Below are 12,004 nucleotides of genomic sequence, written 5' to 3'. Positions count from 1 at the left end.
AAATATGAGATTCTTTATGAGACGAAGATTAGAAGGAGCTTAAACCTGATGACGGCGGCAGGAACGGCCGATGCAGACCGAGAAGTGAAGAAGAAATACCTGAATGAGGAGGTCTGTATATGAAGAAAGTGCTCATAGGAGTCTGCCTGCTGGCGGCTTTATTCATTTTGCAGGGGGCGCTGCCGGATTGGCTGGAAGAACCAGCAGCTATGCCGGCTGTAGAAGCACCTCAGCCCCGGTCGGCCTACGTCTACGTCAGCGGCGCCGTGCGCAGGCCTGGGCTATACGCCTTTGACGAGAACGTGCGCGTCGGTGAAGCCGTCCATGCCGCCGGAGGCGTCTTGCCCTATGCCGATGCGGCGGCCGTCAACTTTGCCGACGAAGCGGCTGACGGCATGCATATCCATATACCTTACGACTTAAACGGCGCGCCGCCTGTCGGCGAGACAGACGACGGCCGCATCAACATCAACGAAGCCGACGAGGAGAAGCTGGGCGAGCTGCCGGGCATCGGGCCGGCTATGGCCCGGAAGATCATTGCCTATCGGGACGAGCACGGCTTGTTTTCCGGCATAGAGGAACTGCAGAAGGTCAAGGGCATCGGACCGGCGAAATATAAAGAGCTGCAGGATAAGGTGACGATATGATGTACCGGGGGCTGGGGGCTGTGTCGGCCTTCTGCATCGGCATCGCAGCGGCAGATTATTTGGGGGTATCCTTGACGGAATGGGCTGCCGCCTGTCTTGCCGCCGTCCTCTTAGCCGCGGCGGCGAGAAAAACGCGCTGGGCCTGGCCTCTGATTTTGCTGTTCTGCCTGCTGGCCGGCGGCGCGCGGCTGCAGCTGGCGGCGGAGCAGTACGACGGGCTGCCTCATTATGTCGGCGGAGCCGACATCTATATGGAAGGGACGCTCCGGGAAAAAGGCAGTACCTACGAAACCGACGGCAAGGCGATGGCTCGCTATGTCGTCGATATGGAGCGTTTCGCCTATGCCGGCGAAGGCACGTTCCGGGAAGGAGCGGGCGCAGTGTATGTGTCGGCGCCGGCTGATCCGTCCTTTCAGCCTTCGGCCCGCGTCGCCTTCCGCGGCGTCCTGCGGCCCATTCGGTATTATAAAAACGGCGGAGCCTACGATGCACAGCACCGCGACAAGGAAAAAGGCATTTTCTTAAAAGGCTACGGCGACGATGGCGGCCTGACCTTGCTTCAGCCGGCGCAGGGATGGCGTCATACCTTGGCGAATCTGCGCGAAACCATGACGGACCGCTTCCGCGCCGTATTGGGAACGGACGGGGCGCACATCCTGAGCAGCCTGCTCTTCGGCGGCCATTACGACGAGCTGCCGCCGGAGCTGATTGAGAGCTTCAGCGTGACGGGATTGATTCATATCCTGTCGGTGTCGGGGTCGCACATTGCCTTGCTCCTGTCGGTCGTGCAGATTTTAGGCCGGGCAGCCGGGTTGCGGGGAAAATGGCAGTTCTTTCTATCGGCTGGCTTTGTCCTTTTATATGGAGCGATGGCCGAATTCGTCGCGCCCGTCGTCCGGGCGTCCATCATGGGGCTGATCTGTTCCTTCAGCCTGTGGGCCCGGCGGGACTACGCGAGCGTGCAGGCCTTGGCGGCGGCAGTGCTGCTCATGCTGCTGTACAGCCCGTATTTGTTCTATGATTTGAGCTTCCGCCTGTCCTGCGGCGCGTCGGCCGGCATCGTCCTGCTCTGCGGCAAGGTGCGGCCCTGGTTTTCCGCTCTGCCGGCGCTGCTGCGAGATGGCTTGTCCGTATGCCTGTGCGCCCAGGCCTTGCTGTTGCCCCTGCTGTTCGCCAATTTCCACGCCTTTCCCGTCTATTCCTTTGCGGCCAATCTCCTCGTCGCCCCCGTATTGGATTTAGTCATTGTCCTGGGACTGGCCGCCGCTGTTCTCGGCTTTCTCTGCGAGCCCGTCGCCCATATGGTCCTGCACGGCCTGTCGCCCCTTTTGGCTTTGGCCGTGAAGGGAAACTATTTTCTGTCCGCCTTGCCGCACAGCCGTTTCTGGGCCGGAGCTATGTCTCTGCCAACTGTCGCCGCCTGGTATACGGCTCTTGCCGCGGTTTTCGTCTGGCCTAGACAGAGGCGCATCTTGCTGGTCTTGGCAGCCGTTGTCGGCCTTGGCTCCTGGGGCTGGGGACAGCTGCACAAGCCTGAGGCCGTCGTCCACGTCTTCGATTTAGGACAAGATAAGGCGACGTGCGTCGTTTATGATGATGATTCTGCCTATCTGTGGTATAATAAAAGTTCCTGGGCAAACCCTGAGCAGGCGGCCTACACGCTGACGCCGGCATTGCGGTATGAAGGCGTATTCCGACTGACCGGCTGTACCGTCGTCGGCCACGAGCCGGAGAAGACGGCGGCTCAGATCGAGGCCAATTTTACCTTGGATAAGCCGTGCCGATTGGCTGACGACGCTATGCCCGTCGCTGCTGCAGAAGGGGCGATTCCTTATTACCTGTACGACGGCCTGCCGCAGAGAAGGCTTCCTCAAGGGGCTTGTCTCGAGCTGCGCCAGCTGCCGCCATATGAGGAGAAGACCTTTCCCAGCCGGGCCGCGGCGCTGATTTTCTATCGCGGCGGCGGTCACGACGAGAGGTACGACGAATGGGCGGAAGGGGCGGCCTTATACGATATCCCCTGGTTTTCGCCGGCTCGCGACGGACAGATTACGGGAACCTATCGAAAGGGCGAATGGACTTTTACGGCCCGGGGCGGAGAGTAAACGATGAAACCAATCGCAGTGATATACGGAACAGAAGAATATTTGATGGAGCAGGCCCGGCGGCGTTTCGTTGCCGACTGCCAACAGCGGGCCGGCGGCGACGCGGCAGTGCGGCAGTTCAAAAAGGACGCCCCTGCGGCGGCCGTCGTCGAGGCCTTTGAAGGGACGAGCCTGTTCGGCGGCGGCAGCGTCGTCGTATGGACCGAGTGCCCTTTCCTGCCGATAAAGCGCGGCGGCCGGTCGCGCAGCAAGCTGACCAAGGAAGAGACGTGGTTTTTGGAAAAGCTGCGGACCCTGTCCGATGAAAACGGCGTCCTGTTTTATACCAAGGGAAACGTAGACACGGGCTGCGCCTTTTTCAAGGAACTGCGCCCTATGGCCGACGTCGTCGCAGGCGAGGCCGTGACGGAGAAAAACGTCATGCCTTACGTCAGCGATTTCCTGGAAGCACGGGGAAAGAAGCTGACCCTGCGGGCCGAGCAGTACCTGCGCGGATTATTTCAGACCTGGGGCGAGATTTCCCTCATGTACGTCTTTTCTGAGCTGGAAAAGCTGTGCATTTCCCTGGACGACAGTCGGCGCAGTGTCGACGAAGCCGACGTGGCGGACTTGTTCGCCGGGACGATGGAGAAAAACTTGTTTACCTTTATGGACTATTTCCTGCGCCGCGACGGTCGGCACGTCGTGCCTTTTTTGGAAGGGCTGTTTTCGCGGCAGGACTTGTTCTTGAAGAATGTGGGCTATATGATGTCCCGCCTGCGCCTGCTCCTAGCATATAAGGAATTAAAGGAAGCCGGCATGGGCCAGCGCCAGTGCGAATCCATCATGACGCAGATCAATAAGGGCAGAAGTGTAAAATATGTGTTATATCACTTGCAAAAAGCCGCGCCCTATTGGACAATAAGAGAGTTACAGGAATTGATTACCAATATATTTACATTACAGCGCAATATTCGCAGAGGCACGGCGGCGATAGACGACGTCGGGCCGCTCATCTGCCTATATTGCCGAACTAAAGGCAGGGTTTAACGTTGGATGATGAAGAAAAGAAGGCGCGCAAAGAGCGCATGAAGGACTATCGCCGCCGCTATCGGGAAAAGCACGGCATCGTCGAGAAACGGCGGCCGTGGAAGAAAGCTGTCGGCGCCGTCGCCGCTCTTTGCGTCCTGGCCTTCGCCGGATTTTTTGCCGCCCAGAGCGCGGCGGCGGACCGGGTGACCCTCGATGGCCAGCCCGTGCGGGACTGGACGGAGGAACAGGCGCGCCAGTATGTAGACGATAAGGAAGGAGAGCTCAAGGGCCGGACGATTCGCCTGACCGGTGAAGAGATAGACGAGACGATCGACTTCGACGACTTGGAGCTGCAATTTGACAAGGAAAAAATCCTTGACGACGTGTATCTCGTCGGCCGCCGCGGCACGCCGTGGCAGCGCCTGAACGACGTCGTCGCGACGCTGCGGTTCGGGAAAGACGTGCCCCTGTCCCTCAAGGTGGATGAAGAAAAGCTGGACGAACGGGTTCAGCAGATCCACGATGTCTATGACAAGGCTCCGGAAAACGCCTATGCCGTGCCCAACAGCGACAACAAGACCGTGTCCATTCACAAGGAAAAGGATCGCATCGTCCTGGATGATGCCGGGCTGAAACAGCAGATTCACGACCAGCTGGACCGCGGCGTTACGGAGGACATGGAAGCTCCGATCCAGTCGCGAGAGGAAGCGGCCGTCAAGGAAGGGGATTTAAAGGATATCGACACGGTGCTGTCCTATTACACGACCCACTTTGACGACTCCAACAAGGATCGGAATGAAAATATCGCCATTGCCCAGAAGCGGCTCAACCATGCCCTCGTACCGGCTCAGAAGGACTTTTCCTTCAACGGCTACGTCGGCACGCGGACCCGCGACAAGGGATACAAGGACGCGCCGGTATATTTTGACAACAAGCTCGTCCCCGACGCCGGCGGCGGCGTCTGTCAGGTCAGCACGACCCTGTTCAACGCCGTCCTGCGGGCCGGATTGTTCATCGCCGGCCGGGCGCCCCATTTTGCCCCGGCGGCTTACGTGCCCGTCGGCATGGATGCGACTGTAGCCGATAATTCGCTGGATTTCGCCTTTACCAATCCCTTCCAGCATCCCGTATATATTTACACCGTTGCCGGCGCCAATACGGTGACGACGTACATCTTGGGCAACCACGCCGATACGTGTACGACGACTTTCCAGACGATTCACTTGCAGAACCTGCCCCATAAGGTCATCCGCAGGCACAGCGACGCCGTCACCTCTGATGTCTGCGAGCAGGTCGGCTACGACGGCCACGACATCGTCATCCGCCGCACCGTCAACTATACGGACGGCGACAAATATACCGATACGATAGAATCGCACTACGCGCCGAACGATGAAATCATCGTCACCAACGGGCCGGCGTCGGAAACAGTCGTCCAGACGTCGGACCTGCAGCCTCAGGATGTGCTGATCAACGCGCCTCACGATATGTTTGCCTTTTAGCCGGCTGCCTGCCGGTAGGGCGACCCTGATATTTCTGAAAGGATATACAACTGATGAAAGTATGGCATATTGTTCCTAAGCAAGAGCTACTCATACCCCTCGACGCGGATCATACGGTATGCGTCGAAGAAATCTGTGTTTCGCCGGCCGAACATGCCTGGCAGGTCCGTACCCAGTCGGACCGGGCCGTGGCGGATATGACGCTGCTGCGGCGCAAGGTATGCAGCCGCCTGGATTTAACCGGGAAGGTAGACGTCGTGCACCAGGTCATGGCCATTCACCACGGCGGCGACCTGCCCTTAGCGGCGGTTGGCGACGACGAAGGGCTGCGCAGCGTAGCCAATGTCTATACGGACGATCTGGACGGTTACGATATTCCTCATGAGGACTGCTACGACAGCCTGTATGAAGAAGACGCCGAGCTGTTTGACGAAGACTATAAAAAGGCCTGCAAGGCCGCCTGCGACGGCGGAAGCTCCCGCAGCTCGTCGGCTCCGGCAGGAGGGGGAGCCAGCGCATCCGCCGACGGTGGCAACAGCCGCGTCTGGTACGGCAAGGCCTTTGGCGGCGACGTGACGCCTATTACGGAAATCCTCGGCGAAGAACGAAATAACGTCATTATTAAGGGGAAAATCGTCAAGCTTGAATTCCGCGAGCTGAAATCGAAGCGCATCCTCTTGTCCTTCCAGATTGCCGACTCGACGAACGGCATCTCGGCCCGTCAGTTTTTGACTGTCGGAAACGGCGGCGGCAAGTTCCGTCAGAAAAACGCCATGTCTGCCGACGAGTACGCGACCTTTTCCCAGCGCATGAAAGTAGGGGCCTACGTCCGCATGCGCGGCGACGTCGTATACGATACGTACGTCAACGACTACGTTTTCAACGCCAACGACATCATGGCCGACGACGAAGGCGTTACGGTCGAACGGGAAGACAACAATCCGACGCCGCGCGTCGAGCTCCACCTCCATACGGTCATGAGCGACATGGACGCCCTGATTACGGTCAAGCAGCTCATTAAGACCATCAAAAAATGGGGCCATCCGGCCATCGCCGTCACAGACCACGGCGTCGTCCAGTCCTTCCCGCTCCTGCAGGAGCTGTCGACGGACAAGACGAACAACATCAAGGTTATTTACGGCATGGAAGGATACCTGTTTGACGAAAAAATCGATCAGTCCTACCACATCATCATCTTGGCGAAGAATCAGGTCGGCATCCGCAACCTGTACAAGCTGGTCAGCATTTCCCATTTGAAATACATTTACCGCGGCCGTCCCCGTATTCCCCGAGCTGTCCTGAACGAGTACCGCGAAGGGCTCATCCTCGGCTCGGCCTGCGAAGCCGGCGAGTTGGTCCGTTCTATGGTGCAGAAAAAGCTGCCCTATGAAGAACTGAAGAAAATTGCCGATTACTACGACTATTTGGAAATCCAGCCGCTGACGAACAACAGCTTCCTCGTCCGCGAGGGATACGTGCCCGACGACGAAGGCCTGCGGGACATCAACCGCACGATCCTGCGCATCGGCGACGAGCTGGGCAAGATGACCGTCGCGACGTGCGACGCCCACTTCCTCAATCCGGAAGACAAGATATACCGGGAAATCCTCATGACCGGCAAGGGCTTTAAGGACGCCCAGTTCCAGCCCGACCTGTACCTGCGCACGACTGACGAAATGCTGGAAGAATTCGCTTACCTCGGTGAAGAACGGGCCCGCGAGGTCGTCATTACCAATCCCAACAAGGTCAATGACATGATTGAAGACGTGCGCCCCGTGCCGAAGGAAACGCTGTACTTCCCGCAGATTGCCGGCTCGTCGGAGGCCCTGAAGAACATGTGCTATGAAAAGTCCCATAAGATTTACGGCGATCCCTTGCCGCAAATCGTCGAGGACCGGCTCATCGAAGAATTTACGTCTATCCTGGGCCACGGCTTCGGCGTGCTCTATTACATCGCCCATAAGCTCGTTAAGCATTCCAATGACGACGGCTACCTCGTAGGCTCCCGTGGGTCCGTCGGCTCGTCCTTCGTGGCGACCATGTCCGACATTACGGAAGTCAATCCCTTGCCGCCTCATTACGTTTGCCCGAACTGTCAGTGGAGCGAGTTCTTTACGAAGGGGGAAGTCGGCGGCGGCTTCGACCTGCCCGATAAGAAATGCCCGAAGTGCGGCGCAGAGCTGCATAAGGACGGCCACAACATCCCCTTCGCGATTTTCCTGGGCTTCGACGGCGACAAGGTACCCGATATCGACTTGAATTTCTCTGGCGAATACCATCCGAAGGCCCATAAATACACGGAAGAACTGTTCGGCAAGGACAACGTATTCCGCGCCGGCACCATCGGCGCCGTCAAGGATAAAACAGCCTACGGCTACGTCATGAAATGGGCCGCCGCCCGGGGCATGCAGGTCAACGATGCCTACGTCAACAGCCTGGTCAGCGGCTGCACCGGCGTCAAGAGTACGACGGGCCAGCATCCCGGCGGGGTCATGGTTATCCCCCGCGATATGGACGTCCATCACTTTACGCCTGTCCAGTACCCGGCCAATAAGAAGGACAGCGGCATCATTACGACCCACTTTGACTATCACTCCATCGAAGGCCGTCTGGTTAAGCTGGACATACTCGGCCATGATGATCCGACGGTTATCCGCATGCTCGAAGACATGACCGGCGTCGACGCTAAGACCATTCCCTTCGACGACCCGGCGACGATGAGCCTGTTCAGCACACCCAAAGCCTTAGGCGTGACGGAAGAAGAACTGGGCTCCAAAGTCGGCAGCCTGGGCATTCCTGAATTCGGCACGTCCTTCGTCCGCAAGATGCTCGTCGATACCAAGCCCAAGACCTTCTCGGAATTGGTGCGCATATCCGGCTTCTCCCACGGTACGGACGTATGGCTGAACAACGCCCAAGACCTCATCACGTCCGGCACGGTGCAGCTGAAGGAAGCCATTTCTACCCGTGACGACATCATGAACTATCTCATTCAGCACGGCATCAAGCCCAAGACGAGCTTTAAGGTCATGGAAAACGTCCGTAAGGGCAAGGGCATCGACAAGCTCAACAAGCTGGGCCAGAAGACGTCCAATTACGAAGAAGAACTCAAGGAAGGCCACATTCCCCAGTGGTTTATTGATTCGTGCCACAAAATCGGCTACCTCTTCCCGAGAGCCCACGCCGTAGCCTACGTTATGATGGCCTTCCGTATCGCCTGGTTTAAAATCAATTACCCCTTGGCCTATTACGCGGCCTTCTTTACGATCCGCGCCAAGGCCTTCAAGCTGTCGGCTATGATACATGGCCTGGAAGGGCAGCGGCAGGCCATGAAGGACATTATGGCCAAGGGCAAGAGTGCTACGAAAATCGACATGGACTTGTATTCGTCCCTGGAGCTGGCCGTAGAAATGAGCCTGCGGGGCTACTCCTTTATGAACGTCGATATCAGCCGCTCCGATGCCACGCGCTTTACCATCTGTGAGGGCAAGATCCTGCCGCCCTTTACGGCCATCGACGGCTTGGGCGTCAGCGTAGCCGAACAGATCGTGTCGGCCCGCAATGACGCGCCGTTCAGCTCCAAGGCCGACCTCAAAATCCGCGGCAAGGTGCCGCAGCCGGCGCTGGAGCTCATGGCCGAAGAAGGCTGCCTGGGCGACCTTCCCGAAGACGAGCAGATTGATTTGTTCGCCATGTAAGGTTTTTCTCGACATTCTGCCCAAACTGTTTTATAATTAAGTGTGAGTTTTATACGCTAAAGGATAAAAGCAGAGAAGGAGATGACCTGCCCATGAGCGCCAATGAAAAGTTGAAGGATTATCTTCACGACCAGCTGTTTTCGGCGATATTGCAGCTGCAAAATTTAGACGAATGCTACGAATTCTTTGAAGATATATGCACGGTGCAGGAAATGAAGGCTATTGCGGCCCGCCTCGAAGTCGCCCGCATGCTCAAGGCCGGCGATATTTACGAGGACATCGTCAAGAAGACCGGCGCTAGCACGGCGACGATCAGCCGCATCAAGCGCTGCCTCATGTACGGCAGCGGCGGCTATGAAAAAATCCTGACCCGCATGGCCGAGCACGATCCGGAATTTTTAAAGACGACGTCCAACCGAAAGCACGGCCACGGGCAGGACGCATAATACGATACGGCAGAAAGGCTCCCGTTTGGGCGGGAGCTTTTTATGTGGAAAGGATGAATGACGAATGAAAGCGAAGATCAACGTCACGGTCTTTCAAAACGGCGACGTCGACATATTACAGGCCTCGGTGTACGAGGAGCTGTGGAAGGACTACAAGGCCTTTAAAGGACGAGCCCTGCGGCATCACGAAAAAGACTCGGCGAAAGGAGAATTCTTCGCCAGACGGTACGAGCGGGCCGCCTTGCTGACGCTCTTTGCTTTTTTGGAAGGCGTCGTCGACCGATGGCTCAAGGAAGCGGCCGCAGCGGCAGGCGCCGAACCGATCGGACTGACGGCGCTGAGCGACAAATGCCGGTACCTGACGCAGCTGGCCTGCCTGCCGCCCTTTCGCGGCATTACGTACGACGCGGCCCGTCTTCTGACCTTTACGGGACGATATGAGCAGGCCGATCTGGCCCTGCTGGAGCACGTCGACGGCAGCCTCCTGCAGGCCATAGAAGACGAAGCAGACGAGTACATGACCTTCATAGAGCGGGCGACAGGCTTCACGCGCTTCCCCCACTTGAACGCTGGCACGGCTGCCATTATGGAAACCATCGGTTCGTGGAGGCAGTAGGGGCGGAGCAAGGATCCTAGAGAAAAGGATAAAAACTTTCTGAACGGCAAAAGCAACAAACAAATCGGCATAGATAAAGCAGGTTGAAGATGAATTTTCAGCCTGCTTTTTTTGTACGCCTTTGATGGTAATTATCTTTTGTTCGCCCTAGTCAAGAAATGATGGGGATTTGTCCATTAGATGGATAAAGGAAGAAGCGATAGATGCAAGTCGTATGCATATTACTTCTACGTTGAAGAAAGCAGACTATACTGTCCCAGGAGATATATTGTGGAGTATATCTGTTGTCATGACATAAATTACCTGATTTCTCGCTTTAACAAGGTAAAGAAATGTGCGGTTTATTTGGTGAAAAAACGACGCAAATATGCCCACCCGTGCAATATCACATGGGGTGGATTGAAAATAGATAAAATAATTATAATTACTGAATTTATATTCACGCAAATAAAAACAAGAGATAGTGATCTCATCTTACCTAAACTGATTTCACCATTATCTATGATGAGTTTTAATCATAGATAGAATAATGTATTCATAAAAAAATTAAAATATACCGTATTACATATCATATATTTAATGTATCAGGGGATATTGTAATTTACTATCATATATGATAAACTAAAACTCATAAGAGGAGGTGAACGACATGATTTCTGGCTGGAACCGTTTAACATGCAGGAACAACGTATCAAACCGTATGAATATGAATATTAATACGGGGGGGGGGGTGCCGTAGTGATAAGACGTACTCCTCTGTTTATCATGCCCTTATTGTAACTAACATCCGGGGATACGTGTACCCTGTAATATATAATGTGTTTTTTAGGCAGCATAGGCGTATGCTGTCTTTTTTGCGTGCCTGTATAGGGCCGATGCGGTATATGGCTGCTGGAGATGGCGGGGGATACCGATGAAGCGGCAGGCTGTATGCGCCGTGTGCGGCCAGGAATTTATCGCTGACCGCGTCACGCAGAAATACTGCAGTTCCTACTGCCGCCGCTACGCCCACCGGCACGGCGCGAACAATCATGTCCGTTCGTCGCGGAAAAAGGAAGCCCTGCGTACCTTCCGCTGCCTGAAATGCGGCAAGCTGGTGCGGGTGACCGAGCCGACGGACCGGCGCATCAAGTTCTGCTCGGCTCACTGTGAGCGCTTGTACTGGAAGCATTCCAAGAAGGTCAGCTCCGTCGTCATACGGCGATCCTTTCAATGCCGCAACTGCGGAACCTTCGTAGAAGTGACGGAGCCGAAAGATAAACGGACGACCTTCTGCAGCCAGGCTTGTCGGGAAAAGTGGTTTTCCCTCCATAGAAATAAAAACACATTACATATCAAAGACAATACTGCCATAAGGAGGAGTACAGTATGAATAAGATTTACAAGGTTATTTGGAGTAAAGTGAAACATCAGTACGTCGTAACATCAGAATTTGCCCACAGCTGTACGAAGAGTACAACGAGCCGCGCAGGCCGGAGCGCTGCAGCTGTATTGGCTGCATTGATATTGACGACAGGGATATGCGCTGTGCCGGCTCAAGCAGCTGATCCAACGCTCGAAGAGCTGTATTATGAACAATTGAACAGCACCGTTCACAACGACGAAACCTCGTCGCCGGTGGTAAAACTGGTTGAAGCACCGACTGCGGCGCCGACTGCCGCGAAAGACGGTGAACAGGCCGTTGACAACGACATGCAGACTGGCGAAGACGGTGGCATGACAGGTGCGGCTGACCAATATACGGTGGTCAACGAAGACGGATTCTACGCCAGCAATACGAAAGGTACCCATAACACGTTGAGCAAAGACGGCCTGTGGGTTGGCGGTACGGACGATAATACGGGTTTCCATGTCGATAATGACGGCAACGTCCGCACGACGGGAAGAGTTACTGCGACGACGGTAACAGGCGGTACGGTCATCGGAGAAACGATTCAGAATGCCAACGGCAGCTTCAGCGTAGATGCCAACGGCAATGT

The 12,004-nt window shown here is 55.9% G+C and carries 9 protein-coding genes; all 9 read left to right on the top strand.

Annotation, left to right across the window (positions count from 1 at the left end; all coding sequences use genetic code 11):
- Positions 1 to 119 precede the first annotated feature (119 nt).
- Entirely contained in the window at positions 120 to 647 is a 528-nt protein-coding gene (locus tag OCV58_RS08705; protein ID WP_154877603.1) for a ComEA family DNA-binding protein, read from the top strand.
- Entirely contained in the window at positions 644 to 2,752 is a 2,109-nt protein-coding gene (locus OCV58_RS08700; protein WP_154877602.1) for a ComEC/Rec2 family competence protein, read from the top strand. Before OCV58_RS08705 ends, OCV58_RS08700 begins: the two co-directional genes overlap by 4 nt.
- 3 nt (positions 2,753 to 2,755) lie before the next feature.
- Positions 2,756 to 3,781 (top strand): DNA polymerase III subunit delta, encoded by a 1,026-nt coding sequence (gene holA, locus OCV58_RS08695; protein ID WP_154877601.1) that lies wholly within the window; start codon positions 2,756 to 2,758, stop codon positions 3,779 to 3,781.
- A 2-nt stretch (positions 3,782 to 3,783) separates the two neighbouring features.
- The gene (locus OCV58_RS08690; protein ID WP_267312864.1) at positions 3,784 to 5,265 is read left to right on the top strand and encodes a VanW family protein; all 1,482 of its coding nucleotides are present in this window, start codon (positions 3,784 to 3,786) and stop codon (positions 5,263 to 5,265) included.
- A gap of 53 nt (positions 5,266 to 5,318) precedes the next feature.
- Positions 5,319 to 8,963, top strand: coding sequence for a PolC-type DNA polymerase III (locus OCV58_RS08685; protein WP_154877600.1), 3,645 nt, complete (start codon positions 5,319 to 5,321; stop codon positions 8,961 to 8,963).
- 92 nt (positions 8,964 to 9,055) lie between these two features.
- On the top strand, positions 9,056 to 9,409 hold the full coding sequence (locus OCV58_RS08680; RefSeq protein ID WP_087478507.1) for a YerC/YecD family TrpR-related protein: 354 nt from the start codon (positions 9,056 to 9,058) through the stop codon (positions 9,407 to 9,409).
- 64 nt (positions 9,410 to 9,473) lie between these two features.
- Positions 9,474 to 10,025, top strand: coding sequence for a hypothetical protein (locus OCV58_RS08675; RefSeq protein ID WP_154877599.1), 552 nt, complete (start codon positions 9,474 to 9,476; stop codon positions 10,023 to 10,025).
- 913 nt (positions 10,026 to 10,938) lie between these two features.
- The gene (locus OCV58_RS08670) at positions 10,939 to 11,397 is read left to right on the top strand and encodes a hypothetical protein (RefSeq protein ID WP_154877598.1); all 459 of its coding nucleotides are present in this window, start codon (positions 10,939 to 10,941) and stop codon (positions 11,395 to 11,397) included.
- The coding region (locus OCV58_RS08665; protein WP_267312863.1) for an ESPR domain-containing protein at positions 11,394 to 12,004 on the top strand (611 nt) is incomplete at its 3' end. The genes OCV58_RS08670 and OCV58_RS08665, both read left to right, overlap by 4 nt.

The organism is Megasphaera stantonii (genome assembly GCF_025567065.1).
In the GTDB taxonomy this organism is placed as follows: Bacteria; Bacillota; Negativicutes; order Veillonellales; family Megasphaeraceae; genus Megasphaera; species Megasphaera stantonii.
This window is presented reverse-complemented; position numbering and strand designations above follow the sequence as displayed.

Excerpts from the sequence above, each read along its gene's own strand:
- OCV58_RS08705 (WP_154877603.1), top strand. The coding sequence starts at position 120 with ATGAAGAAAGTGCTCATAGGAGTCTGCCTGCTGGCGGCTTTATTCATT.
- OCV58_RS08700 (WP_154877602.1), top strand. The coding sequence starts at position 644 with ATGATGTACCGGGGGCTGGGGGCTGTGTCGGCCTTCTGCATCGGCATC.
- holA (WP_154877601.1), top strand. The coding sequence starts at position 2,756 with ATGAAACCAATCGCAGTGATATACGGAACAGAAGAATATTTGATGGAG.
- OCV58_RS08685 (WP_154877600.1), top strand. The coding sequence starts at position 5,319 with ATGAAAGTATGGCATATTGTTCCTAAGCAAGAGCTACTCATACCCCTC.
- OCV58_RS08680 (WP_087478507.1), top strand. The coding sequence starts at position 9,056 with ATGAGCGCCAATGAAAAGTTGAAGGATTATCTTCACGACCAGCTGTTT.
- OCV58_RS08675 (WP_154877599.1), top strand. The coding sequence starts at position 9,474 with ATGAAAGCGAAGATCAACGTCACGGTCTTTCAAAACGGCGACGTCGAC.
- OCV58_RS08670 (WP_154877598.1), top strand. The coding sequence starts at position 10,939 with ATGAAGCGGCAGGCTGTATGCGCCGTGTGCGGCCAGGAATTTATCGCT.